The sequence below is a fragment of the Corallococcus sp. AB038B genome (genome assembly GCF_003668955.1).
Taxonomy (GTDB): Bacteria; Myxococcota; Myxococcia; order Myxococcales; family Myxococcaceae; genus Corallococcus; species Corallococcus exiguus.
In genome coordinates this window covers 153,707-179,997 of record NZ_RAWO01000015.1, presented here as the reverse complement: position 1 = coordinate 179,997, position 26,291 = coordinate 153,707, and the positions used below count along the sequence as shown (strand labels likewise).

At 70.6% G+C, this 26,291-nt stretch carries 28 protein-coding genes; 12 read left to right on the top strand and 16 right to left on the bottom strand.

The genetic code is table 11. The features are described 5' to 3' along the window. Positions 1-38 precede the first annotated feature (38 nt). Entirely contained in the window at positions 39-1,433 is a 1,395-nt protein-coding gene (locus tag D7Y04_RS37365; RefSeq protein WP_233601754.1) for a hypothetical protein, read from the bottom strand. A gap of 264 nt (positions 1,434-1,697) precedes the next feature. On the opposite strand from D7Y04_RS37365, the gene D7Y04_RS37355 reads away from it, so the two are divergent. The 4 genes from D7Y04_RS37355 (at position 1,698) to nagZ (ending at position 6,918) form a co-directional block, all read left to right on the top strand. Continuing rightward, a complete protein-coding gene (locus tag D7Y04_RS37355) occupies positions 1,698-2,726 on the top strand; it encodes a MoxR family ATPase (RefSeq protein WP_120561185.1) in 1,029 nt (342 codons plus the stop codon). A gap of 13 nt (positions 2,727-2,739) precedes the next feature. Next, positions 2,740-3,621, top strand: a complete 882-nt coding sequence (locus D7Y04_RS37350; RefSeq protein WP_120580093.1) for a DUF58 domain-containing protein — start codon at positions 2,740-2,742, stop codon at positions 3,619-3,621. Next, on the top strand, positions 3,618-5,717 hold the full coding sequence (locus D7Y04_RS37345; protein WP_121762419.1) for a BatA domain-containing protein: 2,100 nt from the start codon (positions 3,618-3,620) through the stop codon (positions 5,715-5,717). The genes D7Y04_RS37350 and D7Y04_RS37345 overlap by 4 nt, the downstream gene beginning before the upstream one ends. 136 nt (positions 5,718-5,853) lie before the next feature. Continuing rightward, positions 5,854-6,918, top strand: coding sequence for a beta-N-acetylhexosaminidase (nagZ, locus tag D7Y04_RS37340; protein WP_370457302.1), 1,065 nt, complete (start codon positions 5,854-5,856; stop codon positions 6,916-6,918). Positions 6,919-6,927: 9 nt separating this feature from the next. Here nagZ and D7Y04_RS46030 read toward each other — a convergent pair whose 3' ends face one another. The 6 genes from D7Y04_RS46030 to D7Y04_RS37310 form a co-directional block, all read right to left on the bottom strand. After that, on the bottom strand, positions 6,928-7,794 hold the full coding sequence (locus tag D7Y04_RS46030) for a kelch repeat-containing protein (protein ID WP_233601762.1): 867 nt from the start codon (positions 7,792-7,794) through the stop codon (positions 6,928-6,930). Positions 7,795-8,542: 748 nt separating this feature from the next. Continuing rightward, positions 8,543-9,277 (bottom strand): hypothetical protein, encoded by a 735-nt coding sequence (locus D7Y04_RS46025; RefSeq protein ID WP_233601753.1) that lies wholly within the window; start codon positions 9,275-9,277, stop codon positions 8,543-8,545. A 210-nt stretch (positions 9,278-9,487) separates the two neighbouring features. Continuing rightward, positions 9,488-9,856 (bottom strand): hypothetical protein, encoded by a 369-nt coding sequence (locus tag D7Y04_RS37325; protein WP_120594453.1) that lies wholly within the window; start codon positions 9,854-9,856, stop codon positions 9,488-9,490. Between the two features lie 136 nt (positions 9,857-9,992). Next, the gene (locus D7Y04_RS37320; RefSeq protein ID WP_147454459.1) at positions 9,993-10,514 is read right to left on the bottom strand and encodes a hypothetical protein; all 522 of its coding nucleotides are present in this window, start codon (positions 10,512-10,514) and stop codon (positions 9,993-9,995) included. Positions 10,515-10,743: 229 nt separating this feature from the next. Then, positions 10,744-11,391, bottom strand: a complete 648-nt coding sequence (gene bcp, locus D7Y04_RS37315; protein WP_121762415.1) for a thioredoxin-dependent thiol peroxidase — start codon at positions 11,389-11,391, stop codon at positions 10,744-10,746. 57 nt (positions 11,392-11,448) lie between these two features. Further along, positions 11,449-11,946, bottom strand: a complete 498-nt coding sequence (locus D7Y04_RS37310; RefSeq protein WP_121762414.1) for a hypothetical protein — start codon at positions 11,944-11,946, stop codon at positions 11,449-11,451. A 57-nt stretch (positions 11,947-12,003) separates the two neighbouring features. Between D7Y04_RS37310 and D7Y04_RS37305 the strand changes: the two genes are divergently transcribed. After that, entirely contained in the window at positions 12,004-12,645 is a 642-nt protein-coding gene (locus D7Y04_RS37305) for a hypothetical protein (protein WP_120580086.1), read from the top strand. A gap of 54 nt (positions 12,646-12,699) precedes the next feature. On the opposite strand, the gene D7Y04_RS37300 is transcribed toward D7Y04_RS37305, so the two are convergent. After that, positions 12,700-14,022: a response regulator gene (locus D7Y04_RS37300; protein ID WP_120594457.1), complete on the bottom strand. Its 1,323-nt coding sequence runs from the start codon at positions 14,020-14,022 to the stop codon at positions 12,700-12,702. Between the two features lie 125 nt (positions 14,023-14,147). Here D7Y04_RS37300 and D7Y04_RS37295 point away from each other — a divergent pair, with 125 nt between their 5' ends. From D7Y04_RS37295 to D7Y04_RS37285, 3 genes are read left to right on the top strand one after another with little or no spacing between them, the layout of a single operon-like run. Continuing rightward, positions 14,148-14,480, top strand: coding sequence for an MXAN_6627.5 family MYXO-CTERM protein (locus D7Y04_RS37295; protein ID WP_120594458.1), 333 nt, complete (start codon positions 14,148-14,150; stop codon positions 14,478-14,480). A gap of 33 nt (positions 14,481-14,513) precedes the next feature. Next, entirely contained in the window at positions 14,514-15,554 is a 1,041-nt protein-coding gene (locus D7Y04_RS37290; protein WP_120594459.1) for a class I SAM-dependent methyltransferase, read from the top strand. A 51-nt stretch (positions 15,555-15,605) separates the two neighbouring features. Continuing rightward, positions 15,606-16,193 carry a Uma2 family endonuclease gene (locus D7Y04_RS37285; RefSeq protein WP_121762413.1) on the top strand — a complete coding sequence of 196 codons (588 nt, stop codon included), beginning with the start codon at positions 15,606-15,608 and terminating at the stop codon, positions 16,191-16,193. Here D7Y04_RS37285 and D7Y04_RS37280 read toward each other — a convergent pair. Genes D7Y04_RS37280 through D7Y04_RS37260 form a run of 5 tightly spaced genes read right to left on the bottom strand, consistent with a single transcriptional unit; the run spans position 16,190 to position 20,740 of the window. Continuing rightward, positions 16,190-17,107: a hypothetical protein gene (locus tag D7Y04_RS37280; RefSeq protein WP_120594461.1), complete on the bottom strand. Its 918-nt coding sequence runs from the start codon at positions 17,105-17,107 to the stop codon at positions 16,190-16,192. The two genes, D7Y04_RS37285 and D7Y04_RS37280, sit on opposite strands and share 4 nt — an antisense overlap. Then, on the bottom strand, positions 17,079-18,164 hold the full coding sequence (locus D7Y04_RS37275) for an MBL fold metallo-hydrolase (protein WP_121762412.1): 1,086 nt from the start codon (positions 18,162-18,164) through the stop codon (positions 17,079-17,081). Before D7Y04_RS37275 ends, D7Y04_RS37280 begins: the two co-directional genes overlap by 29 nt. Further along, on the bottom strand, positions 18,137-18,712 hold the full coding sequence (locus D7Y04_RS37270; protein ID WP_121762411.1) for a hypothetical protein: 576 nt from the start codon (positions 18,710-18,712) through the stop codon (positions 18,137-18,139). Before D7Y04_RS37270 ends, D7Y04_RS37275 begins: the two co-directional genes overlap by 28 nt. A 37-nt stretch (positions 18,713-18,749) precedes the next feature. Next, positions 18,750-19,217 (bottom strand): SRPBCC domain-containing protein, encoded by a 468-nt coding sequence (locus tag D7Y04_RS37265; protein WP_121762410.1) that lies wholly within the window; start codon positions 19,215-19,217, stop codon positions 18,750-18,752. Then, positions 19,214-20,740, bottom strand: a complete 1,527-nt coding sequence (locus D7Y04_RS37260; RefSeq protein ID WP_121762409.1) for a PLP-dependent aminotransferase family protein — start codon at positions 20,738-20,740, stop codon at positions 19,214-19,216. Before D7Y04_RS37260 ends, D7Y04_RS37265 begins: the two co-directional genes overlap by 4 nt. Positions 20,741-20,806: 66 nt before the next feature. Here D7Y04_RS37260 and D7Y04_RS37255 point away from each other — a divergent pair, with 66 nt between their 5' ends. The 4 genes from D7Y04_RS37255 (at position 20,807) to D7Y04_RS37245 (ending at position 23,144) form a co-directional block, all read left to right on the top strand. Next, entirely contained in the window at positions 20,807-21,520 is a 714-nt protein-coding gene (locus tag D7Y04_RS37255; protein ID WP_121762408.1) for an NIPSNAP family protein, read from the top strand. Between the two features lie 13 nt (positions 21,521-21,533). After that, on the top strand, positions 21,534-22,022 hold the full coding sequence (locus D7Y04_RS37250) for a hypothetical protein (protein ID WP_121762407.1): 489 nt from the start codon (positions 21,534-21,536) through the stop codon (positions 22,020-22,022). Between the two features lie 78 nt (positions 22,023-22,100). After that, positions 22,101-22,340 carry a hypothetical protein gene (locus tag D7Y04_RS44200; RefSeq protein ID WP_147454460.1) on the top strand — a complete coding sequence of 80 codons (240 nt, stop codon included), beginning with the start codon at positions 22,101-22,103 and terminating at the stop codon, positions 22,338-22,340. A gap of 120 nt (positions 22,341-22,460) precedes the next feature. Then, on the top strand, positions 22,461-23,144 hold the full coding sequence (locus D7Y04_RS37245; protein ID WP_121762406.1) for a RibD family protein: 684 nt from the start codon (positions 22,461-22,463) through the stop codon (positions 23,142-23,144). A 15-nt stretch (positions 23,145-23,159) separates the two neighbouring features. Here the strand turns inward: D7Y04_RS37245 and D7Y04_RS37240 are convergent, their stop codons facing one another. From D7Y04_RS37240 to D7Y04_RS37230, 3 genes are all read right to left on the bottom strand, one after another. Further along, positions 23,160-23,792: a hypothetical protein gene (locus D7Y04_RS37240; RefSeq protein WP_121762451.1), complete on the bottom strand. Its 633-nt coding sequence runs from the start codon at positions 23,790-23,792 to the stop codon at positions 23,160-23,162. A gap of 227 nt (positions 23,793-24,019) precedes the next feature. Further along, positions 24,020-25,471, bottom strand: coding sequence for a DNA/RNA non-specific endonuclease (locus tag D7Y04_RS37235; protein ID WP_121762405.1), 1,452 nt, complete (start codon positions 25,469-25,471; stop codon positions 24,020-24,022). 145 nt (positions 25,472-25,616) lie between these two features. Beyond that, the gene (locus tag D7Y04_RS37230) at positions 25,617-26,177 is read right to left on the bottom strand and encodes a gamma-glutamylcyclotransferase (protein ID WP_120594471.1); all 561 of its coding nucleotides are present in this window, start codon (positions 26,175-26,177) and stop codon (positions 25,617-25,619) included. Between the last annotated feature and the right edge of the window lie 114 nt (positions 26,178-26,291).

Sequence of the window (26,291 nt, the reverse complement as noted above, 5' to 3'; positions counted from 1 at the left end):
GGGCTCGTAGGCACCGGGCGTCAGAGCCGCCACTGAAATCACGGCGTCACGAGCCGCAGGAACGCATCCTGGTTCCAGGTGCTCCCCGCGCCGTCACGCTGCCAGCCGGACACCACCAACCCGGACTCCGGCGCCGCCACCAGCGCCGTCGTCGCCAGCGAGCACGTGCCGCTCTCGCACGCCTCCGGCGCCAGCGACTTCGTGCCCAGCAGCGCGCCGTCCGCCGCGTAGCGAGTCACCGTATTGCCGCACGCAGTGGCCACCGGGCCCGCGGGCTCCACCGCCGCCACCGTGCCCACCGACGTCGCGCCGCACGTGGGCTGCTTCACCCAGCGCTCCTGCCCGTCCGCCGTCGCCGTCAGCACGAACGGGCCGCCCTCATCCAGCGCCACGCCGTTCCACACCAGCAGGCCCACCGCCTCGCCGGCCACCGCCACCGTGCCGTCCGCGCCCACCGACACGGAGCCCACGCGGCCGTTCACTCCCGGCACCTCGCGGCCCCACGCCAGCGCACCGTCCGCGCCGAACGCCAGCACCACGAAGCCGCCCGTGCCCCGCGCGTCGAACGTGCGCCCGTCCACCGTCACCGGGCCCACCAGCCGCCCGGCCACCACCGACGTGCCCGTCCCCGACAGCGCCACCGCCGACAGCAGCGTGCCCTCCCTCGCGCCGTCGAACGTCTTCGTCCAGCTCGCCGTGCCATCCTCCGCGTAGCGCACCAGCTGGGGCGTGTGGGCCTCCGGCGTCCACTCCTCGCCCAGGGCCACCACTCCGCCCGCCGCGTCCGCCGCCACCGCGTAGACCTTCTGGCCCACGCGGCGCTGCCACTCGGGCTCGCCCGCCTGGGAGAACTTCACCAGGAAGCCGTCCTGCGCCTCGCCCAGCCCGAAGTCCGCCGAGTACAGGAACGCGTTGCCGGACAGGAACACCGCGCCGTCAGTGCCCGTGGAGCCCGCCACGCGCAGGTCCGACAGGCGGTTGCGCTCGAACTCCTTCGCCCACTGCTTCGTCCCGTCCGCCGAATAGCGGGACAGCGTCAGCACCAGCCGCTCCCCGTCCACCTGGTCCCGGTCCTCATCCGAGCGCGGCGTGCCGGACGTCACCCACAGCACATCCCCGCCCCGACCCACCGCCAGCCCCGAGCCCGTGTCGTCCTGCGGGCCGCCCTGCTTGAGCGACCAGGGGCTCGCCGCCGGGGCCGCGGGCGCCGGAGTCTCGGCAGAGGGCGCCTGCGTGGGTGCCTGGGTTCCGGGCGAGGGAGCAGCCGTCTCCGGGGCCGGCGCGGGGACGGTTCCCTGGGCTTCCGTACCGCCAGTCACATCCCCAGTTTCGTCCGCCGGAGCACCACCGCCACACGCAGTGCTTCCCAGCCCGAGGAGTCCCGCGCCCAGAAGTGCCCACCCGCCCCAGATGACTCGCCGTGCTGAACGCATGCCGTGCTCCCATGCCTGCCCTGCTGAATCGCAGGTGCCTTGGGAACGTAAGCAGTGTGTCCACGGAGTGGCATTCCCCCCTCCCCGGGGGGACTTGAAACAGGCCGGGGGGCGAACGGGGGGCCAGGCGCGGGGCCGGGCGGACCCGTAGCCATTCCTGGCGGAATACCGGCCCCCTGGAACGGTTGGCACCCCACGCTCGGGGCCCCAGGGCGACGGAAACCGTTGGTCCGCCCCCTCCGCGCCGATTAAGAGAACCCTTCCATGGAAAGCGCCGCCCCCGCCCCTCTCCCCCCGTCCGACGCAACCCCCGAGGACCTGCGCGCCGTCGAGGAGCTTGCCCAGGCCCGCAACGCCATCGTCGAGCAGATTGAAAAGCGCGTCGTCGGCCAGCGGGACGTGGTGGAGCACCTGCTGATTTCGCTCTTCAGCCGCGGCCACTGCCTCTTCGTGGGCGTGCCCGGCCTGGCGAAGACGCTGCTCATCTCCACGCTGGCGGACGTGCTCAACCTGTCCTTCAACCGCATCCAGTTCACGCCAGACCTGATGCCGTCGGACATCACGGGCACGGACATCCTGGAAGAGGACAAGACCACGGGCCGCCGGTCGTTCCGCTTCATGCAGGGCCCGCTGTTCGCGAACATCATCCTCGCGGACGAGGTGAACCGCACGCCGCCCAAGACGCAGGCCGCGCTCCTCCAGGCCATGCAGGAGTACCGCATCACCGCCGGCGGCCGCACGTACCCGCTGGAGCTGCCCTTCCTCGTCTTCGCGACGCAGAACCCCATCGAGCAGGAGGGCACCTATCCCCTCCCCGAAGCGCAGCTGGACCGCTTCATGTTCCTGGTGGACGTGGGCTACCCCACCGCCGAGGAGGAGGTGCAGATCGTCAAGAGCACCACCGCGGGCGCGCCTCCGAAGCTGGAGAAGATTCTGTCCCCCGAGCGCATCCTGGCCCTCCAGGAGCTGGTGCGCCGCGTGCCGGTGCCGGACCACGTGGTGCGCTACGCGGTGGAGCTGGTGCGCCACACGCGTCCCAAGGAAGCGGGCGCGCCGGACTTCGTGGCGAAGAACGTGTCCTGGGGCGCGGGCCCGCGTGCGAGCCAGTACCTGGTGCTCGCGGCCAAGGCGCGCGCCATCCTCAACGGCCGCTTCGTGGCCACGGTGGAGGACGTGCGGGCGCTGGCGAGGCCCGTGCTGCGCCACCGCGTGCTGCCCAACTTCACCGCGGAGAGCGAAGGCATCACGTCGGTGAAGCTCATCGACCAGCTCCTCACGGTGGTGAAGGGCTAGGCGCTTCCACCCCATGTCGCTGCTCGACGCCCAGACGCTGTCCCGCCTCCAGGGCGTGAAGCTGCGCGCCCGCGCCGTGATGGAGGGCGTGCTGTCCGGCCTCCACAAGAGCCCCCATCAGGGCCAGAGCGTGGAGTTCGCCGAGCACAAGGAGTACGCCCCCGGCGACGAGCTGCGCCACCTGGACTGGAAGGCCTACGGCAAGTTCGACAAGTACTACGTCAAGCGCTTCGAGCACGAGACGAACCTGCGCTCGGTGATGGTCGTGGATGCGTCCGCGTCCATGGGCTACCAGAGCGGCGCGATGTCCAAGCTGGAGGTGGCCAAGACGCTCGCGGGCGCGCTCAGCTACCTGCTCGTGCGTCAGCAGGACGCGGCGGGCCTGGCCGTCATGGTGGGCGGCGCGTTCAAGGACGTGCCGCCCCGCGCCTCCGCCGGACACCTCAACGTGCTCCTGGACGCGCTGGAGCACACGGAGGCCAAGGGCCCCACGGACCTGGGCAGCGCGGCGGATCATCTCGCGGAGGTGCTGCCCCGGCGCTCCACGGTCATCGTGCTGTCGGACCTCCTGGATGAACGGCAGGAGGCGCTCAAGCGCATCCTGGCCTTGCGTCAGCGCAAGAACGACGTGGCGGTGTTCCACCTGGTGGACCCGGCGGAGCTGACGTTCCCCTTCGACGACCCCACGCTCTTCCTGGACATGGAGGGCGAGGGCCGCATCGAGGTGAACCCGCGTGAAATCAAGCAGAGCTACCTGGAGGAGTTCGGCGCGTTCCTCGCGGACGTGAAGGCGAAATGCGCTGAAGCCGACGTGGACTACGAATTGGTACGCACCGACGAGCGGCTGGATGAGGTGCTGCTGCGCTTCCTGGGACGCCGCGGGAGGCGCCGGTGACGTTCGGCAACCCGTGGTTCCTCTTGGGCGCGCTGGGTGCGCTCATCCCCGTGCTGGTGCACCTGTTCGACCGGCGCCGGCCGAGGGCGCATCCGTTCGGGCCTCTCGCGTTCGTGCTGCGCAGCCAGAAGCGCACGGCGAGCCGGCTCAAGCTGAAGCGGTTGCTCCTGTACGCGCTGCGCACGCTCATCCTGCTGGCGATTCCCATCGCGCTGGCTCGGCCGGAGCTCACCCGCGACGCGCAGGCTGCCACGGTGACGCGCGGGCCAGCGGCCACGGCGGTCATCCTGGACGCCTCGCTGTCCATGCGCTGGTCGGACGGCACGTCGAACTTCGAGAAGGGCCGCGACGAGGCGCGCGACGCGCTCAAGGACCTGCTGCCGGAGGAGCCCGCGACGGTGATGGTGTGCACGGCGTCCCCGGAAGCGCCCCCGCCGCCGGGCTTCGACCGGGCACGGCTGCGCGCGCTGGTGGATGAGGCGAAGCCCACCTACGGCACGGCGGACCTGTCGCGCTGTCTGGACATGGCCGCGCGGTCGCTGGAGGAGAATCCGATGCCGGGCAAGCGCCTGGTGGTGGTCTCCGACATGACGGTGTCCGGCTTCCGGCTGGAAGCGCCGCCGCCCACGGTGAAGGGGCCCACGGGCGCGATGGTGAAGCCGGAGGTCGTGCTGCGCGACGTGGCGTCCGGGCGCGAGTCACTGGACAACCACGCGCTGGTGGACCTGCGGGTGGAGCCCGCGCTGCAGGCGGGGCCGCGCGCGTACCAGTTCACGTTCACGGTGCGGAACTTCGGCGCGAAGCCGGCCAAGGACCTGGAGGCCGCGGTGCGCGTGGGCGAGTCCACGCTGGCCAAGGGCTTCGTGGACGTGCCCGCGGGCGGTACGACGCAGAAGACGCTGACGGTGCGCTTCCCGCAGGGCGGTACGGTGGTGGGACAGGTGACGCTCGCGCCGGACTCGCTGGCGGAGGATGACCGGCGGTCCTTCGTGCTGCCGGTGCCACGCGGGTTGAAGGCGCTGGTGGTGAACGGCTCGCCGCACGCGACGCGCTACCGGGACGAGGCCTTCTTCGTGGAAGCAGCGCTCACGTCGCCGGGCTCGCCGGTGGACGTGGCGGTGCGCGACGCGGAGGTGGGGCTGCGCGAGGACTTCAGCGCGTATGACCTGGTGCTGCTGCTCAACACGACGGCGCCGTCGGCGGAGGAAGCCCAGAAGCTGACGGCCTTCGTGGAGAACGGCGGCGGCCTCTTCGTGAGCGTGGGCGACCACGTGAACCCGGAGGCGTACAACCAGCGGTTGGGCACGCTGCTGCCGCGCCCCCTGCGCCTGGTGCGCACGAGCGCCGAGCGCGAGGACCCGGACGCGGAGACGAAGACGGCGAAGCTGGCGCAGGTGAAGGTGGACCATCCGCTGTTCGCGCCCTTCACGGGCCGCGCGGAGGAAGGGCTCATCGGGGCGCGCTTCTACAAGTACATGCTGCTGGAGGCGGACAGCCCGTCCGCGCCGGGCACCAGCCAGGTGCTGGCCACGTACGAGGACGGAGCGCCCGCGGTGGCGGTGGCGCGCCGGGGCAAGGGGCGCGTGGCGCTGTTCACCAGCACGGTGGACCGCGACTGGAGCGACTTCGCCATCCGCACGAGCTTCCTGCCGCTGATGCAGCGCTTCGCCGCGTACCTCACGGGCTCACTGGAGGAGCGCGAGGAGGTGCGCGTGCGCGTGGGCGAGACCGTGACGCTGCGCCCGGAGGGCACGCAGAAGGTGGCGGGTGTGCGCGCGCCGGACGGCAGCGAGCTGCCGGTGAAGGCGCAGCCGGACGGTTCGTTCGTGGCGGGGCCCACGGTGGAGCCGGGAGTGCACGCGGTGCTGGGCGCGGATGGGAAGCCCGTGGCCGCGCTGGACTTCGCCGCCACGCTGGACCCGGCGGAGAGCGACCTGACGCGCGTGCCGCAGGACACGCTGACGGCCTACTTCGGCGAGGACACGGTGAAGGCATCCACGGGAGACGCGGACAAGCCCGCGGTGCCGCTGTGGACGTGGCTCATCCTGGCCGCGTGCCTGGCGTTCTTCTTCGAGGGCACCCTGCTCCGGAAGTAGCCCTGGCCGCTCCGCGCCCTGACAGGCAGCCGACGCTCGGTGAACGCATCCACTGCCCCATGGGCGGCGGGCTCTGCCACACTGCGCGGCCGTGAGCCCTGCTTCCGCCCTCTATCGCGACTGCGCCCGCCTCTTCATGGTGGGCTTCCCTGGCACCCGCATCGACGCCGACCTCGCGGCGCTGATGGATGACGGCATCTACGGCGCCATCCTCTTCAAGCGCAACGTGGGCACCGCGGCGGAGACCGCGGCGCTGTGCCGTGAAATCAAGACACGCGCGGGCCGGCCCTTCATCCTCTCCGTGGACCAGGAGGGCGGCCGCGTGGCTCGCCTTCGCGGTGAGCCCTTCACCGCCCTGCCTCCCATGCGCGAGCTGGGACAGCGCGGCGACGAAGCCCTGGCCGAGCGCGTGGGCCGGCTGCTCGCGCACGAACTGCGCGCCGTGGGCTTCGACTGGGACTTCGCGCCCGTGCTCGACGTGGACACCAACCCGGCCAACCCCGTGATTGGTGACCGCAGCTTCAGCCGCGACCCGGTGGAGGTGGGCCGGCTGGGCGTGGCGCTCGCGAAGGGGCTGGAGGCCGGCGGCGTGGCGTCCTGCGGAAAGCACTTCCCCGGCCACGGCGATACGACGACGGACAGCCACCTCACGCTGCCGAAGCTGCCGCACGACCTGGAGCGCCTGCGCCGCGTGGAGCTGGTGCCGTTCCAGGCCTTCGCGAAGGCGGGGCTCGCGTCGCTGATGACGGCGCACGTGCTGTTCGACGCGCTGGAGCAGGGTGTGCCGGCGACCATGAGCCACCGCGCGCTGAACGACCTGCTGCGCAAGGAGCTGGGCTTCGACGGCGTGGTCGTCAGCGACGACCTGGAGATGAATGCCATCGCGGACCACTACTCCGTGGCGGAGGCCGCGGTGCAGGGCACGCTCGCGGGCGTGGACCTGTTCCTCGTGTGCCACAAGGCGGACGTGCAGCGCACCGCCATTGAAGCGCTGGTGAAGGCGGTGGAGTCCGGCCGCGTCCCGCGCGAGCGCATCACCGAAGCGCACCGGCGCCTGGACGCGCTCGCCGCCCGCTTCGCACACCCCGCCGAGGACCGGCTCGCCACGCTGGGCGACGCGGAGCACCGCTCGCTGGCGCAGGGCCTTGCCAGTGCCTTCACTGGCAAGGACCCCACGGAGGTCATGCTCGCGTCGCGGTAGGCCGCAGGGCTACTCGGTGTACAGCTCCGCGGAAGAGACGGAGCCGCTCGCGAAGCCTCCCAGCACCAGGAACTGGCCCGAAGGCAGCAGCACGGCCCCGGGCTCGATGCGGGCGCGCGCCAGGCTCGACGTGGCCGTCCACGTCCCGGAGACCGGGTCGAACAGCTCGGACGCGCGCGTCTCCGAGGTCGTTCCGAACACGGCGCTACCGCCCGTGACGAGCACCCGGCCCGAAGGCAGCAGGACCGACGCAGCCCGCGTGCGCCCTTGCACCATCTTCCCCACCTCGCGCCAGGACTGGGTCGCCGGGTCGTACACCTCCGCCGTCGTGATGAGCTGCGTCTTGTTCGAACCGCCAGCGACCAGAACCTGCCCTGACGCGAGCACCGTCAGGGAGTGCATCGAGCGGGGCTGGACCAGACTCCCCGTGGCGGACCACGTCCCCGTCGCCGGGTCATAGAGCTCCGTCGTGCCGAGCGGGATGAAGTCCGACGAGGTTCCTCCTGTCACCAGCACCTTGCCGGAAGCCAGCAGGGCGGCGGCATGCAGGCGGCGGCTCACGGGCAGGCTCGCCGTGGCCCGCCACGTCCCGGTCGCAGGGTTGTAGAGCTCCGCCGTGGCCGTCGGGGAGCCACCATTGGCCTTGCCCACCAGGCCTCCCACCACCAGCACCTCTCCGGAGGGCAACAGCACCGCCTCGTGCCCGAAGCGACCCAGGGCCATGCTGCCCGTCTGCGTCCAGGTCCCCGTCGCGGGGTCGTAGAGCTCCGCCGTGGCCAGGGGCGGAATGTCCGTGATGCGGGTGTAGCCCCCCACCGCCAGCACCTTGCCGGAGGGCAGCCGCGTCAGCGTGTGTTCACGGCGGCCAATGGTCATGCTGCCGGTGGGCGTCCACACGCGCGTCGCGGAATCGTAGAGTTCCGAGACGGGCTTCGCGGCCATGTCCCCCTCCCCCACCGTGTAGCCTCCCGCCGCCAGCACCTGCCCCGAGTGCAGCAACTCCCCGCGCACATACGCCCGCGCGGAGCTCAGGGTGCCCGCGGAGCTCCAGCCGGAGAACGCGCAGGCCGGCAGCCCCGTCACCGTGAAGGTCTTCACGGCGGACAGCCCCAGCGCGTTCTCCACCGTGGCGGTGACGGTGGGCTGCGCGCCCGAGGCGATGCAGGACGGCGGCAGCCACACGGCCTCACTCGACGTGGCGCCCGACACGGGCGGCTCGAAGGTTCCGCCGCCCGCCGTCCACTGGAAGGTGAGAGCACTGGCCTGCGCGTCCCGAGCCATCACCCGGAAGGTCATCCGGGCGCTGGCCGGCACGGTGGCCGCGGCCGGTGAGGCACTGACGATCTCCGGGTGGAATCGCGGGCTGTTCCGCGGTCCCACGCAGATGCGCAACGTTCCAGTCCCCACGCCACCCCGTCCGTCCCGCACCGTCACCGTCAGGGGGCAGCGGTTGCAGTCCTCCGCGGCGGGCGGAAGGGCGCTGGGAGTGAAGGACGTGAAGGACTGCCTTGCATCCGTCCAGGTCCCCTCGCAGCCGGCGGTCCACAGGTATGACAGCGCTTCCCCATCCGCGTCCGCCGCCAGGGCCGTGACCACCGTCGTCCCCCCCACCTCCACCGCCGTCTCAGACGCGACGATGCGCGTCACCCGAGGCCACAGGTTGAAGGAGGCCTGCACGAGCGCCTCTCCGGTCGGGGTCGTCACCGTCAGCGTGACGCTCAGCCGGGCCTCCGCGCCCTGGGCGTCGCGCACCGTCAACGTGAGGACCACGGGCCCCTCCGTCGAAGGCGCGGTCCAGTTCGTCGTGGCGCTGGCCGAGGCGCTGAAGGTGCCCGCCGCGGCGGTCCACGCGTACGTCAGCGTGTCCCCCGCGTTGGGGTCCTTCGCCACGGCCGTCAACGTGATGCTCCCCCCCGGGCGCGACGGTGCTGGACGACACGGTGAGCGACTGGATGACGGGGGCGTCGTTGTCGAAGGGCGGCGGCGGCTCCAGGTCCTGGAGGGTGAGCATCACCGTCGTCTGCCCCGCTCCGATGGTGACGCCGGACGCCCGTCCCTCGAAGCGGAGCACTCCCGCGGCGTCGAAGGCCTTGGCGACGAACTCCCGGCCGTTGCCTACCGGAATGGAGGACACCGTGCCGCTCCAGCCACTCCCGTCCTTGGCGAGCGCCCCCGTGATGGGCGCCATCCCCGGCCCCGACACCCCCACGGTGACCTGGGTGATGCTGGCCGCGCTCGCGGACTGGACCATGGCCACCAGTCGGGCGCTTCCCGTTTCTGGCGTCTCCCCGCCACAGGCCATGACAGCCCACACCAGTCCCAGCACCAGGACCAGCGCCTCCCGCTTCATTCCTCGCATGGAAATCCCCTCTGACCGTCCGGAAGACCGGCGCGGCTGGGGCAATGGCATAGCAGGCGTGACCGACGCGTGACGAGAGAGTCACGCGCGGCAAGGCCCGGGTGGATTCCGCCTCATGATTTCAGGGCGGCAATCAAAGACAAATCTTCAAATCAAGACGCCCACGTGAGCCCGCCCGGGCACGGGCCCGGTGTCCGCCTTCGCGCCGCGTCAGTGGGTGGCCCTTCTGGAGCCCAGCTCGGAGCCCTCCCCCATGGGTCCCTGGAAGCGGTCCGCCCCGCCCCGGTCTCCGGGCACCGGCTCTTGGGGCGTGCTGAAGCCGGGGGCGCCAATCTGGTTCTGCTGGCCCATGTGGGCTCCAGCGCCGGCCGGCTCCGGCGCGGTCCCCTTCGCATCCGTGCTCGCGCCCGAGCCACCCGTTCCCGGCGGCGCGGGCTGCTGCGTGTTGGCGACGCCCTGGTAGCTGCTCCCCGCGCGCGGCATCGTGGGCTTGTCACGGTTGCAGCCGGGGCCGACCAGCGCGGCCGTCGCGGCGCACACCGCCACCAGCGTCCAGTGATGAAGCGTTCTTGAGTGCATGGCCTGCTCCTTCCGGAAGCCTTGAGGGCCTCGACAGAAGGAGTGACCACCCCAGCGCCCCACCGGGAGTGGCGGGGCTGGGGTCCGGACGCCCGTTGGCACGCTGGCCGGCGGGCGCCCTGGGACTTCCGTCCAACTACCGGTCGTGCAGGTAGACGGGCGGGCTGACGTAGGAGTACGGCGCCTCGAAGCCGCGCGTGAGCTCGTTCGCGGTGGAGACGTGCCAGCCGCCCAGTCCTTCGGCCGCGGGCGAGTAGGTCGCCCCACCGAGCAGGCCGTAGCGGTGGGCCATCATGCCGCTCGCGTCGTCCCACTTGGAGTTGTTGGACTTGCCCGACTTCGCCGGCGTGCGCGGGTCGATGCTGGAGCCGATCTTCTCGATGGTGGAGTTGTAGCCCCGGTCCACCGTCAGCACGTGGGCGGGCAGCTTCGCGGCCGCGTCACCGTGGTGCGCGTCGGCGGGGTTCTCGTGCCCCTGTTGCTCGGCCACGTTGTAGACGGCCTCTGGCTGCGTCCCACGCTGCGCGAAGGCATTGCCCCGCGGCTCATCCGGCTGCTTGCCGCCCGTCTCCGGCAGCCCGCCACAGGCCGTGCCCAAGAGCACGCCCGCCGTCAGCGCCGCCGCTCCCATCCACCGCTGAATGCCTCGCTCGCGCATGTTCGTCGTCTCCGCCATCCCCGAGGAATGGTCATGCCGACCTCGCCTACCACCGGGCATCCACCCGAGGGCAGGCCCTGCCGGCCGCCCGCTGTCCGGCCCAAGGGCCGTCAGGGCTTCATCGTGAACGGCCAGCCCCGCTCGGAAAGAGAGGAGCCAGCCACGGGCGCAGGCATACACGGTCCCGGTCTCCCTGTCCCGCCAGGAGTGCACCGGCGCCCGCCCCACTTCAGGCGCGCGCGCCCTTCCGGGCCGTCTTCGCCGCCGGGGCCTTCTTCGCCGCCGGTTTCTTGACAGTCGCCGGCTTCGCCTCCGCCGCGGCCTTCTTCGCCGCAGGAGCCTTCTTCGCCGCAGCAGCCTTCACCGGAGCCTTCGTCGGAGCTTTCGGGGCCGAAGCCGCGTCGGAGGACGACCCGCCCTGGAGCGTGGCCAGGACCTCCGCGACGTGCCCGGCCACCTTCACCTTGGGCCACACGCGGACGACCTTTGCGTCCGGGCCAATGAGGAAGGTCGCGCGGATGAGGCCCATGAACTTGCGGCCATAGAGGGACTTCTCCCCCCACACGCCGTACGCGTCCGCCAGCGCATGGTCCGGATCCGCCAGGAGCGAGAACGGCAGCCCCTGTTTCGTGGCGAACTTCTGGTGGGACGCAACGCTGTCCGGCGACACGCCCAGCACCACCGCTCCGGCCTTCACCAGCGCGGAGTGCTCGTCGCGAAAGTCGCACGCCTCCGTGGTGCAGCCGGGGGTCGCGTCCTTCGGATAGAAGTAGAGGACGACGTGCCGTCCCTTGAACTGCGAGAGGGAGACGGTGGCGCCGCTCTGGTCGGGGAGCGAGAAGCCGGGGGCCTTGTCACCTGCTTGGGGCATGGGCATGTGTCGGCTCCATACCCAGACCCCGAGGGCTTCTCAACTCCGCGCGCGTCAGGGACTTCAGCGCGCGCCCTCGTCCGGCGCATGGACCTCTTCGCCCGGCGGGTGGTCGTGGGCCTCCAGCCGGACCAGCTCCGCCTGGCAGCTCTCCAGCACCTTGCGCAGCACGCTGCGCGTCGCGTCCGTGTTGGCCTCGCCCATCTTCTTCGCGAGCGACTCGCACGCGGCGCGCTTGGCCTCCACGTCGCTGGCGCCCTTGCCCGTCGCACCGGGCCGGGCCAGGGGGCGCGGTGGAATCTTCTCCTGGGCGGCCTTCAACGCGGCCAGGCGCTTGTCGGCCTCCGGACGGACCTTGGAGTCCTTGGGGACGGCCTCGAACTGGGCGGCGACCTCCGTCCACGCCGGGTCCTGGGCGCCGAGGTTCTTGTTGATCAACTCCTGGTAGCGCGCCTCGGCCTTCTTCAGCTGCTCCGGACCGGGGTCGGTGGAGCAGCCCGACAGTGCGAGCAGACCCGCGAGCAGCAGCGCGGCGGAAGTTCGGGGATGGGCAATGCGCATGGTGTGGGACGTCCTCCTGCTGGCCACAGGGTTAAACCACGGCTAGGGTGCGCCGTCGTGGCTCCCATCCTGCTCGCCTTCCTGCTCGGCCTGACTCAAGGCCTGCTCCACGCCCTGGGGCCGGACCACTGCGCCGCCATGGCCACGCTCGGCACCCTGGGTGGCGGCCGGCGCCGCGTCGCCATCATGACGGCGCTGCGCTTCGCCCTGGGCCACGCGGCCATGCTGGGCGGCATCGCGGCGGTGTGCCTCTTCGCGGGCGTGGGCCTGTCGGAGACCTTCGAGCGGTGGGCGGAGGTGTTCGGTGGCGCGGTGCTGGTGGCGCTGGCCGTCACCGCCCTCATCTTCCCGCACAGCCTGGACCACGGCCACCCGCACCTGCCCGGCCACGACCGCGAGCCGCACGAGCACGTGCACACCGTGAGCACCGCCGCGGGCGCCTTCATGGCCGTGAGCGGCGTGCGGTCGCTGCTCATCGCGCTGCCCCCGCTGCTGGTGGGCGGCAGCATGAGCCTGTCCGCGTGGACGTACCTGCCCGGCTTCGCGCTGGGCATCCTCATCGGCATGGGCGCGGTGGGCCTGCTGTTCGCGGAAGGCCTGTCGCGGGCGAACGCGCGCATCAGCCTGTGGATCCAGCGCGGCGTGGCGCTGGGCTCCGGCGCGCTGGGCCTGTTCTGGATCGGCTCGCGGCTCGTCTGAAGAAGCACCGCGGGCCCGGAAGCACTCCAGGCCCACTTCAAGGCACCGGACGCGCTACGAGCGCTTGTCCAGGATGCCCAGCGCCATCATCGACACCAGGAAGCCGTAGACGACGTGCTCCGGGCGGTTGGCGAACGCGAGCAACTCCGCCACCACGCGGTTGCCATCGATCTTCGGCAGCAGCTCCGCTTCCCAGCGCTCCAGCTCCACCTCGTTGAGACCGTAGGCGGGGGCGACGGCGGGGATGAGCCGGTCCTCGGGCTGGAGCAGGCGGCGCAGGCGCTCCGGCTTGTAGAGCTTCTTGATGCCACGGACGATGAGGTTCGCCGGGTGCACATCCAGCTTGATGGACTCCGAGGAGGCCTTCTCCTTGAAGCTCATCACGTACGTGCCCTCCTCCCAGGAGAAGAGCGAGTAGATGATGGCCTTCACCTGCTGGCCCACGTAGTACAGCCGCTCCGTGTCCTTGAGCAGGGCGCGCTCCACCAGCACGTCACCGGTGCGCCGGTGGCTCTGCGCGGCGACGGCGGACGCGTCCTGGAGCTGCTCGGGTTTGATCTTCCCCACGCGCACCAGGAACTGCCCGAAGCGGTCCGCCAGCAGGTTGGAGAGCGCGAACACCGGGGTGCCGTTCTCGAAGTAGACGACCTTCTTCACCTTGCCGCGCTGCACACCCAGCTCGCCCGTCTCGCGCGACAGGTAGAAGGCGGTGAGCAGCGAGGGCAGGTTGTCCTTCAGCTCGCCGCGGCGGCTGCCCGGAGCGCCCGCGCCCACCGGCAGCGGATCCGGCGGGCGGCCCGGCGTGGGGGGCCGCACCTGGGTGGTGGACACCTTCTGCATGGGCGTGGCGGTGAGGTTGGCGCCGCGGATTTCGGCCGTGAGGTTGCCGCCGCCGGTGACCTTGATGCGGCCGGTCAGCTCCATGGCGTCCTGCGGGCCCTCCTCCTCCACGTCGATGTCCAGCTCCACCTCGAAGGCGTCAGCCATGGAGGCGGCGGGGACCTTCTTCTCCGCGGGCAGGACCTTGGCCACTGCCTCCAGCAGCTTCTGTGCCTCGAAGGGTTTCTCGAAGTAGCCGGCGGCCTGGTACTTCTGGCGCGCTTCGGTGGCGTGCTTGCCGCCCTTGAAGACGCCGGTGATGAAGAGCAGCGGCAGCTGGGGGTTGTCCTTCCGCAGCGTGTCCGCCAGGTGGTAGCCCATCATGTCCGGCAACAGGATGTCCAAGACAGCACAGCCGGGGGGCTGGGCGCGGGCGGCCTCGATGGCCTGCTTGCCACGGCTGGCGCCCACCACCTCATACCCGGCGTCCTCGAACAGCTGCGTGAGGAGGGAGAGGAGCTCCTGGTTGTCGTCCACGACGAGGATTCGAGGCGCCATCGCGGGGGGACCGTAGCAGATTCGGACGCCCGGGCGGCCAGCGTTTCCAGGGAACCCCGGAAGGCCGCCCGCTTCAGACGATGGATGCAAGCGCCCCGCTGGGGCGTTAGGGTGTCGCCCGCCTCATGTCCTCCCTCCTCGCCCGCATCCACCCGGCAGCGCTCCTGGCCGGACTCCTCCTGTTCTCCCCCCTGGTGGCGTTGGCCCAGGAGGGCCCGCAGCAGGACGCGGGCCAGCCGGACGATCCGAACTCGCCGGAAGGGGACGACAACACCGGCCGCGTGCCCACGGACTGCCGCAGCACCAGCGACTGCGCGCCGCGCTTCAGCTGCGTGGCGACCAAGTGCAAGTACACCGGCATCCGCCAGGCGGAGACGCAGGGCTGTCTGCTGGGCCCGCAGGCCGCGCTGATGGTGCTGGGCGTGGCGGCCGTGGCAGGCTCGCGGCGCCGCCGGTAGCCGGCAGGCCCCCACTCGAAGGAGCGACGCGCGATGCGGCTGGGCCTGAAGGCAAGCAACCTCCTGGAGCGGGTGGCGGACTTCCTCAACCTGGCGCCCCAGCCCCTGGCGCACGCCTTCTTCGGGATGATGGCGTCGCGGACGCTGATGGCCGGGGCCAGGCTGGGCGTCTACGCGGCGCTGGCGGATGGCGCGGCGACGGCGGAGGCGTTGGCGGCGCGGCTCAAGACGAGCACGGAGGGCATGCGGGCGCTCCTGGAAGCGCTCATCGCCTGCGAGGTGGTGGAGCTGAGCCGGGGCCGCTTCCGGCTGGCCCCCCGTGCGCGGCGGTGGCTGGACCCGCGCTCGCCGCAGGCCATCACGGCGTTCCTGGAGTTCAACTACGCGCAGTGGGACTGGTGGGGGCAGCTGGAGAACGCGGTGAAGAGCGGGCAGTCGGTGGACATCCACCAGTTCGCTCCGGACGACCCGCGTTGGCGCGACTACATCCAGGCCATGTACCAGTTGGCGCGGCTGGCCTCGCCGGAGGTGGCGTCGGCCATTCCCCTGCCCCGAGGCGCGAGGCACCTGTTGGACCTGGGCGGCGCGCATGGCTGGTACGCGGCGGAGCTGTGCCGGATGCACCGGGGGCTGAAGGCCACGGTGGTGGACCTGGAGGGCAGCGTGCGCGTGGGGCGGGACATCATCGCCCAGGCGGGGCTGTCGCACCGGGTGACGCACAAGGAAGGCGACGTGCTGACCGCGGAGCTGGGCGGGCCGTATGACGGCGCGCTGCTGTTCCAGGTGATGCACCACCTGACGCCCGCGCAGAACGTGGCGCTCCTGCGGCGAGTGCGCGGGGCCATGGTGTCCCGGGGAACGCTGGCGGTGCTGGAGTACCTGCGCGAGGAGCGGGACACCGAGGGCACGTCCGCACCGCTCATCGGGCTGCACTACTTCCTCACGTCCGGAGCGGCGTCCTACACGCCCGCGGAGGTCGAGGGCTTCCTGGATGACGCGGGTTTCAAGGTACAGAGCACGCGGCCCATCCGGCATCTGCCATTGCAGACGTTGATCATCGCGCAGCCGGACTGACAGTCCCGGCGCCGGCTTGTCAGACGGTGGAGGTAACTCCACACTCCAGGCATGGCCTATGGCGCGAAACCACTCGGGGGTCCGGCGACCCTCGCTGACATCGAGGCCCTGCCCGAGGGCGTGGTGGGCGAGATCATCGATGGAACGCTGTATACGCATGCACGGCCCCGGGCCGCGCATGGCCACTTCGAGTACAGGCTTCACCGCGAGCTGGATGATGCACTCCAGTTGAGCGGTGAGAGACCGGGCGGCTGGTGGATCATGACCGAGCCTGGCATCCGGGTAGGCGGCTCTCCGGAGTTCAGCCCGGACCTCGCGGGCTGGCGGCACGAGCGGGTGCCCCTGATGCCCAGAGGGCAGTGGACGGATGTTCCCGACTGGGCGTGCGAAATCCTGTCGCCGACCACGCGGGCCTATGACACGCGCATCAAGCGGCCGTTCTACGCACGCATCGGCATCAAGCACCTGTGGTTCGTGGATCTGGACGCGCGCACGCTCACCGTGAGCGAGCTGCACGATGGGCGCTGGGTGGAAGTGGGCGTCTACGCCGAGGAGGATGACCTCATCCGCGCTCCGCCCTTCGAGGAGCGGGACCTGCGGCTGGGCTGGCTCTGGAAGTCCCTTCCGCCTCCGGTCTAACGCGGCTTCGGTCTGCGCGCGGCCCGCTCGCGTTCGACTTGCAGCTCACGTTCGACGACCTCGCGGTGGAACTTCGCGAAGTTCACGGGCTCCATCAGGCGCCGTCCCGGGTTCGGACCCGCGTGTTCCAGGATGGCGTCAATCGCGCCCAGCGCCTCCGGCAGCAGCTCTTCTCGGAGCAACACGAGGGCCCGGCCCATTAACGCGGTGGACACCAGGGCTCGCATCCTCGGATCCGTGTCCTCGCAGTAGCGCACGTCGATTTCGTCGAACGCCTCCAGCGCTTCGTCCACGTGCCCCAACCCCTGGAGCGCGATGGCGCGCCCCAACATCGACACCGCGGTCTGCTCCACCAGGAACGGCTCGGTGTTTCCGTCGTACTCCTTCAGGAGCGCCTCGGACTGGCTCAGCGCTTCCTCGAAGCGCAGCCCCTGGTTGTGGGTGGCGACCACCACCGTTCGCGCCATCTCCACCGGGATGCGCAGGTCGGGCCGCTGCGCGAACGCCTTGAAGCGGCTCAGCATCCGCTCCAGCCAGTTGCGGCTCATGTCCTCCTGGTCCATCTCCAGGAGCACGCGGGCCCGGTACAACATCCCCCACGCGACGCCCTCCCAGAGCTCCGGCCTGCGCGGACTCCAGAAGCGGCGCTCCACCTCGTCGAAGTGGACCAGCGCCTCGTTGAACATCCCCTTCTCCGCGATGGCCACGCCCCGGTGCCCCAGCGCCCGCGCCACCTGGACTTGGAGCGCCGGCACCTTCGACAACGTGAAGCGCCGGTACACCTCGTCGCAGAGCGGAATCGCCTCTTCCACCTCGCCCGCGCGGATGCACGCGCGCGCCCGGTCCATCTTCTCCTTCGCCTCCACCTCCGGCGGTACCACGCCGTCAGCGTCCGGCATCGGCACGCCCGTCATTCCCCGGCGCCAGCGGCGGCACGTCCCGGCCCTCGCCGAAGCCGAGCGCCCAGAAGCGCGGCCGCACCTCCTCCTTCAGCAGGAGCCGCAACAGCAGGTACTTCGCTTCGTCCTGGCCGTCCCACGCCATGGGGAAGGTGCCGTAGTGCATCGCCACGGACGTGCCCGAGCGCAGCACATGGTGCGCCTTCAGCGCGTCCTCCGGCCCCATGTGCACCGGATGCAGGACGCGCGGGCGGAACGCGCCGATGGGTAGCACCGACAGGCGCATGGGCCCGAAGCGCTCCGCGATGCGGTCGAAGTGCGGCCCCAGTCCCGTGTCACCCGCGAAGAGCACCGGGCCTCCGGACGTCTCCAGCACGTAGCCTGCCCACAGCGTCTCCTCCTGGTCCGTCAGCCCCCGGTTCGACCGGTGCTGCGCGGGTACCGCCCACACCTTCAACGCCTGGGGCCCGCTCTTCGCGGACTGCCACCAGTCCAGCTCCTCCACGTGCTGGAAACCCTCGTCCACGAGCAGCTCGCGGTTGCCCAGGCCCACGAGGAAGAGCGGATGGTGCGCGGCCTCCAACCGCCGCAGCGTGGGCAGGTCCATGTGGTCGTAGTGGTTGTGGCTCACCACCACGACATCGATGGGCGGCAGGTCCTCGAAGCGGATGCCCGGGGGCCGCACACGCTTGGGGCCCGCGAAGGACACGGGGCTCGCCCGCTCCGAATAGATGGGGTCCGTCAGCACGTTCACCCCGTCCGCCTGGAGCAGCACCGTGGCGTGGTTGATGAACGTCACGCGCAGCTCGCCCGGGCCCACGCGATCCGGCGGCTTCGGGCCGGCGGGCTCCTCCGCGTAGTCGCGCCAGGGGCCGCGCCGCTCCTCCATCACGGCGGATATCAGCGTGAGTGGGGACAGCTTCGGCGCGTCACCGATGTTCTGGAACGACTCGCCGTTGAAGTGGTCCGTCACCGGACCCCGGTGCACGGTGCCGGCGAAGCAGCCGGTGAAGAGCGACAGGGCCAGTACGGGCCACAGCCGCGTCACTTGATGACGATGGCCCAATCGCATTCGAAGGGCTCTCCGTCGAGGGTGGGCAGCGCGTAGCGCGAAGCCTGGATGCTGGTGAGTGCCTGCGCCAGCAGGTCCGGAGGCAGCGTCGCTTCCCGCACCTCGCATTGTTGGGGCACGCCGCCCTGCACCAGCCGGCACGTCACGCGCACGTGGTGCTTGCGGCCTTCGCGCCAGTGCTCGAAGGCCTCCTGGAACACCGGGTCATCCGGCGGGCCACCGCGCACGCGCCGGGGCTCCTTCACGTGCTGGGACAGCCAGGAGCAGGCGTCCTTCACCTGTCCGTCACAGGCCTTGCCCATCAGGGACACCGCGCGCAGCCGCTCCGGGCCTTGCGCGTTCGTGGCCAGCAGCGTGAGCGCCTGGTCGAAGCACTGCTTCGCCGTGCGCACCGTGCAGTCTTCCGTGGAGACGGGAGGCGTGCCCGCGGCGAAGGCTCCCAGGGGCGCGGGGCGCATCAGGTCCTCCGCCACGCGCGCGGGGTCGCTTCGTCGCTGCCCGCATGCGGACAGCAGCACCAGCGAGAGGAGGAGGGAACGCCAGGTCATGGCGCCATCGTAGACGGCCCACGCCCGGGAAGGGATGTCAGTGCAACTGGATGGTGGCCGGGGCTTCGTACAGCCACGAGTCCAGCGCCGCCAGCATCTTGGACCACCCCTTCTGGGTGCTGTCCTTCCACTTCTCGCCGTCCGGGCCCATCTCGTGGGTCAGGGTGAGCACACAGTCTTCTCCGTCAGGGACGATGTCCACCGTCACCCGGTCGTAAGCCTCCGAGTACTTCGGCACCGCGAAGGTGAACACCAGCCGGCGCGGTTGTTCGACCTCCAGGTACTCGCCCACATGCTCCACCTCTTCGCCGTCGCGCAGGTCCGACAAGCAGAACCGGCCGCCCACCCGCGCATTGATTTCCGCGCGCACCAGCGACCTCTCCGGCGCCGAGACAAAGAGCCAGCAACTGGCCCTCACGGGATGGATCCAGGCATCGAAGACGCGCCGGGCGGAGTCCTTGAAGCGGTGGGTGACGGTCAGCTTCACGGGGAGGGGGGCGCTCATCGGGTGCGTCCTTTCAATTGGGGAGGGCGGAGGCGCGCGGCTTCGAGTGCCCGGGCCAGCGTGCGAGTCCCTTCGCGAAGCGCGTCCGGGCGCACGCCGCCGAAGCCAAAGATGAGGCCGGACTCGCGACGCCGGCCAAGGAAGTAGTCGGACAGGGCCGCGACCTCCACACCCAGGCGCGCGGCCTCATCGCGCACGCGCAGGTCGGACAGCGGCACGGCAAGGGACGCGCACACCTGCATGCCGGTGTCACAGGGACGGGGCGTGAGGACGCCCGAGCAGTCGGCGTACAGGGCTTCGAGCAGGGCTTCGCCGCGCTCCCGATAAGCCGCGCGCATGCGGCGCAGGTGACGGGCGAAGTGGCCCTCCGCGAGGAACAGCGCGAGCGCGGCCTGCTCCAGCGTGGAGGCGGGCGCGGGCGCGGCGGAGAAGACGTCCACGAGCGACGGCGGCACGACGAGGAAGCCCAGGCGCAGGCCGGGGAACATCGACTTGCTGAACGTACCCACGTAGACCACGCAGCCGGCGTCATCGAGTCCCTGGAGCGCGGTGAAGGGACGGCCGCGGTGGCGGAACTCGCTGTCGTAATCGTCCTCGATGATCAGCGAGCGGGTGCGTTCGGCCCACTGGAGCAGCGCCATCCGCCGCGCCAGGCTCAGCGTGACGCCCAGCGGGTATTGGTGCGAAGGCGCCACCAACGCGACCCGAGCCCGAGGTGCGCGAGCCAGGCCCTCGCCCACGTCGAGTCCGTCCCCATCCACGGGGATGGGCACTGGCCGTCCTCCAGCGGAGAGCACGGCGCGACGGGCGCCGGGATAGCCAGGGTCCTCCACCCAGACGGAGTCACCCGGATTCAGCGCGAGCCGGAGGACCTCATCGAAGGCCTGCTGGGTGCCCGCCGTGATGAAGACCTGCTCCGGGGAGCAGCGCACGCCCCGCGACACGGACACATGGATGGCGACGGCTTCGCGCAGTGGCGCATGGCCCGAAGGGTCACCCCCGTCGAGCAACCCCGTGCTCGCGCGAGCATGGACGCGAGACACCGTGCGGGCCCAGAGCGCGGTGGGGAACAGGTCCAGCGCGGGCACACCCGGCCGGAATGCGCGAGGCGCGGCTCCGAGACGCGGAGCACCGACCGGTGAGGCCTTCAACGCCCGTGTGGAGGCAGCAAGCCGAGGCCCCTTCCCAGAGGTTGAGGCACGTGCGGCAGCAGGCAGCCCGGGTTCACGGCTTCGGTCTCCGGAGAGGATGGGCAGCTCGGGTGCGACGCGTGTGCAGGAGCCCGCCTGGGCTACGAGGTAGCCCTCCGCAGTGAGCGCGTCCATCGCCTGGAGGACGGTGCTGCGGGCCACATCCAGCTCGGTGGCGAGCTGACGGGAGGAGGGAAGTCGCAGCCCGGGAGCCAGCGCCCCCGCGAGGATGCGCGCCCGGATGCCTTCGAAGAGCTGCTCATGGAGCGGCGTGGGACTTCGCGAATCGAGCCGCAAGAGGAGCGATGATGCGACGCCGGTGGAGGTCTTCAACTGGTATGGCCGGTTCTGGCGAAAGTGGTCTTCATGACCCTACCAGTTCCCTGGCAAGAAGCGCCCATGCCGTCTCCGTCTCCGTCTGCATGCTGCTCGGTCCTCGAATTGCGCCAGTACACGCTGCATCCCGGTCAGCGGGACGCCCTCATCTCGCTCTTCGAACGAGCCTTCATCGAGTCGCAGGAAGCCACGGGCATGCACCTCGTCGGTCAGTTCCGTGACGAGGACCGTCCAGACCGGTTCGTGTGGCTGCGAGGCTTCCGCGACATGGCTTCACGGCGCGAGGCCCTGAGCGCGTTCTACGGCGGCCCGGTGTGGAAGGAGCACCGCAACGCCGCGAACGTGACCATGCAGGACTCCGACAATGTCCTCCTCCTGCGGCCAGTGCGGCCAGACACGGGCCTTGTGCATCCAGGCACGCCCCGACCACCACCGGGAGAGGACGCGCGTCCGGACTCCCGGGTGGAAATGACGCTCTGCTACCTGAAGGCTCCCGCCGATGAAGCCCTCATGGCCTGCTTCGAACAACACGTGCGCCCGGTGCTCACGGAGTTGGGCGCCCCACCGAAAGCGCTGTTCCAGACCGAGCCCGCGGAGAACACATTCCCTGCCCTGCCCGTGCGCACGGGTGAGCATGTCTTCGCCTGGCTCACTGTGTCTCCGGATGCGCGACGCCGGTCCGCGGCGAAGGGGTGGGCGGATCCGCTCCAACCGTGGCTGAGCGCGCCGCTCGAACACCTGACGTTGTCCCCCACCGCACGCTCCGAGCTGCGCTGAAAGGATCCGCACCATGAAGCCCCTTCCCCCCTTGCCCACGGGCGATGTGCACGACTTCGACTTCCTCATGGGCGAATGGACGTGCGTGAACCGGAAGCTCAAGCAACGGCTGACGGGCAGCGACGACTGGGACGTGTTCACGTCCAGGATGCGCTGCCAGCCCCACCTGGGCGGCCTGTCCAACGTCGAGGAGACCGTCTTCGAGCGGGGCTTCTCCGGCATGGCGCTGCGCCTGTTCGACGCGCGGGAGCGCCGCTGGTCCATCCACTGGGTCGACAGTCGCCACGCGGTGCTCCAGCCACCCGTGCACGGAGGATTCACCGGCGACCACGGCCGCTTCTACGGTGAGGACACCGAAGGAGGCCGCCCGGTCCAGGTCGTGTTCCACTGGACCCGCCTGGGCAACGATCGGGCGCGCTGGGAACAGGCCTTCTCCCTCGATGGAGAGACCTGGGAGACCAACTGGGTGATGGAGTTCACCCGGACGACGGCCACCGGCTGAACACCACCGTGGCTGGACTTCCCACCAGGACGTCCGCTTGGATGCGCGTGCGTTCCATCCTGTCCCGGGGGTTGTCTCATGCGCCGATTGATTGCCGCCGTCTCGCTGTTCGCCCTGGTCGGCTGCGCCTACGTGGGAATTGGTCCGACGCCCACAAGGAGCCGGCTCTCGACCCAGCCCACTGGATCCGGCCCGGTGGTCATCCGGGTGGGCAAGACGGAACCCGAGCCCCTCAAGACGCCGGAGACCGGGGAGTCCACTCCGTCGAAGGAAGCCTCCACCGCCGAGGCCTCCGACTCACCCGGCGCGACGCAGTAGCGGCTCGCGGGATTGTGAACGGACCGGCGCGGAATCGGTTCGACAGGCCGTGGCGCCTCGGGAACCATCCGCGCTCCGCCGCCCGCCACCTGAAGGCGGGCCGTGCTCCGGAGCCACCCGATGAAGCCCCATGTCATCTGCCACATGATCTCGTCCATCGACGGGCGCATCGTCGTCAAGCACTGGCCCGACCCGGCATCGATGCGCGGTGAATACGAGCGCACCGCTGACACCTTCGACGCGGACGCCTGGATGTGCGGCCGCATCACCATGGAAGACTTCGCCGCCGAAGGGGACGTGCCCAAGCCCGCTCCGGCATCTCCCCTGCCCCGCACGGACTTCGTCGCTCGCAAGGACGCGGAGTCCCATGCCATCGCCCTGGATGCCCACGGCAAGCTGAACTGGGAGTCCGGCGCCATCGACGATGATCACCTCGTCGTCGTGCTCACGGAGTCCGTCTCCGACGCGCACCTCGCCCACCTGCGCGAGCGCGGTGTCTCCTATGTCTTCGGCGGCAAGCAGGACATCGACTTCGGCCGCGTGCTGGAGAAGCTCGGAGACACCTTCGGCATCAAGACCGTGCTGCTGGAGGGCGGCGGTGGCATCAACGGCTCATTCCTCGCCGCGGGCCTCATCGACGAGGTGAGCCTCCTCGTGCACCCCACCGCCGACGGACTGCCCGGCACTCCGACCCTCTTCGACCGGCCCCAGGGTTCCACCGGCGCGGGCGCCGCGCTGGAGCTCACCCACGTGGAGCGCCGCGACTCCGGCATCGTGTGGCTCCGGTACCGCGTGCGGCGCTGAGCCCTCCCGCGAGCCTCACATCTGCGGTGAGACGCCCGGCCCGCCCTGCGCACTCGGAGCCGGAGTCCCGCTCGCCTTGAAGGCACGGTAGAGCGTGAAGATGATGAACGCGCGCATGAGGAGCCCGCCCGTTGGACGGGTTCCCGCTTCGGCCGCGTCGATGAAGGTGAGGAGCGAATCCAGCACGTAGAGCCCGATGGCCACCGCGGGCGCCCAGCGGGTCCTCCGATGCGTGAAGACGCCCAGCACGCCCAGCATGGCGCCGAACAGCACCGCGCCAAACCCCATCCCCAGCTGCTCCAGCACATCGTTGGTCAAGACCATCCCCAACACGCCCAGCACGCCGTTGAGGGCCGCGAGGAAGTACAGGAGGTTCCCCGCCGAGCGCATCTGCTGCTCGGGATCCCCGTCCGAGCCAGGAACCGGCACGCCATCCCGCAGCACGCTCAAGGTCTGCTTCAGCTTCACCTGAAGCGCGCTGCCATCCGGCAGGCGGAACTCCACCCCCGCCTTGAGCGCCGCCGCGTCGGGTGCGCTTCCGATGGGCCGGCCATCGAAGCGGACCTCGAAGTTCTTCCAGAACAGTCCCCACGTCAGCTCCAGGCGCTTCGGAGCTCCTGCTTCCAGCGACAGCTTCAGCGAACCCATGACGTCCCCCTCTCTCGCCAACATCCGCGAGGAAAGCGGGCAGCCTAATTCCTCTCAACGCCTCTCAGAAAGACCAGTCTCCGAAGACCCACTACGGGGGCACCCTGCCGAGGAAGTCTCGCGACAGCGCGACGACCTCCTCCAGGTTCGTATCCAGCGCCCGGCGCCCATGGAGCGCGCACCGTGGCGGGCAAAGACCGCCAGCGTGTGCGGCCCCCGACAGATGCTCAGGGAGCGCGCAGCAGCGTCGCGGACTCGTAGAGGCTCTGCTGCTGGAAGACGCCCGCGGCGGACGTGTCCTTCTCCAGCTTGGACTGAACGCCCTTGGGCAGCTGCGCGTAGAGGTCCTGGCCCAGCAGGCCTTCAATCTGGTCCACCGGCACGCGCGACTGCTGGAGCAGCGGGAGGATGTCCTCCTTCTTGGACGGGCCCTCCTTCGCGTTCGGCACCATGTACGCGAACATCGACAGGTTGCCGTTGGGCAGCTCCAGCAGGACCGTCTTGAAGTTGTGCGTGGGGACCGCGATCTGCCGGTCCGCCTTCGAGCCCGTCGTCTGGAGGGACTCGGGCGGCAGCGGCTTGCCCTTGTCGTCCAGGTACAGGTTGCCCGTGACGATGTAGGCCTTGCCGCCGGTCTCCTTGATCATCTCTGACACGCCGCGCTCCAGCGTGCGCCACACCTGCTGGTTGTGGTTGCCGTGCTGGGGCGCGATGTTGGTCATGTAGTGGCTTTCGTTCATCGCCGCCTGCGTGGGCGAGTCCTCGGCCGGCTTCATGTGCCCCCGGTCGAAACCGGTGTTGTTGTAGTCGGAGTCCACCACGCCGCCCTGCTTCAGCTCAGGGTCGCGCACGAAGGTGCTGTTGAGCCGGCTGACGTCCGCGGGCGTCTCCTTCACGTCCGCCGCGGACAGCATGTAGCTCACGAACGTGGGCACGTTCTTGTCCGTGTCCATGAGCGTGCGTGAGTACTCCTTCACCATGTTCAGGCCGGGCGTCGCGCCGCTTCCGCCCACGCCCTGGAGCGGATCCACCTCGCCGGCGACTTCCGCCACGCGGCTCTGGAAGGTGGCCATCTGCTGATCCGGCACCCACTGCGTGTTCGCCGCAGTGCCCGTGCCCTTGGCCTGGTTCGCCTTGGACGCGTTGATGTAGGCCGTCAGCTCGTCCGCGGAGAGCTCCCCGTCGCCGTTGCCGCCCAGGAGGTCCGCGCGCTTCGCCACGGACTGCTGCCAGGGGCTCTCAAAGCTGTCCACCTTCGCGGACTGCGCGCCCCCCTGAAGCTTCGCGTCGAGTGCCGCGCGCTGCTGCTGGATGGCCGTGGACGTGAGGAACTGCGCGTCCGTGGGCGCGGAGAGATACGACTCCAGCTCCGCCGCGGACACCTGGCCGTTCGAGGCCCGGCTTCCATCAACGCCCTCGTCCGCCGCGTGCAGCAGGCGCCCCTGCCAGCTTTCGTCCGTCCAGCCGAACTTCTGCTGGAGGTCGGAGATGGCCACCTCCTTGGTGGCGGAGCGCTTCCAGCTGCCCCCCGTGGGCGCCACGACATTCGACGCGGGCGCGCTGACGGGAGCATCCGCCCCAGTGGGCACCGCGGTGTTCGCGGGCGCGGCGGTGGGGACAGCCGCATTCGCGGGCGTGGGACGCGGGGTGGAGACTCCCGTCGGGATTCGCAGCGACATGCGGTGAACGTCCTCGGGGCCGGCGGGGGTGACGAGCGGGGAGGGCCCCTCTTGTTCATCGTCGGAGTGACACGGCGCCCGGTTGCGTCACTCCGCCCTTTTTCTCAGCAGGCAGGGCGTTTTTCGGTCCGGCTGGACCCGGCTGTCACTTAATGCCGGACTTGGAGGGGGGCGGAGGGCGGTGTCCGTCGGGCCGGGCGTGCTGGACGGCATGGACGATGCGGGCTTCGGCCTGGAGTTTTTCGACGACGGCGGCAGGCAGGCGGGCGCGCTCGGCGGCGACGGCGAGGGTGATCAGGAAGGCCTCGCTGACGGGCCCCTGCGTGGAGGCGCTGCGCTCGGCGGGGGTGAAGGCGTGGGCGTCCACCACGGTGCCGGAGGCGGTGCGCACCTTCACGGGACGCTCCTCGGTGGCCAGGGCGAGCGCGGTCTCCAGACGGGCGAGGACGGGCCAGGACTCGGTGGCGACGGGGCGCAGGCGCCCGGACAGCCGGTGTCCGGGAGCATCCACCAGGCGTGCGACCCGGCCGCCCCAGTTGGGCACGTGCACGTCATAGACGACGTCCACGTCCAGGGCCTCGGCGAGCTCGCCCTCGGGGAAGTCGGGCACGGGGGGCAGGCCGTGCAGGTGCCGGCTCGCCGCGGCCGGAGCCAGGTCGAGGGAGAACGCGAACCAGGGACGCGAAGCCGCGGGGCCAGATGCCATGGGGACGAGTGTCCCCGGCGCGCGACGGTGGAACAAGGGCCAGGCCGTGCGGATCCGCGTCCGGGTTCCAGGGGTCCGGGCTTTCCGGGAGCAGCCACGCTCCCGGAAGGTCCG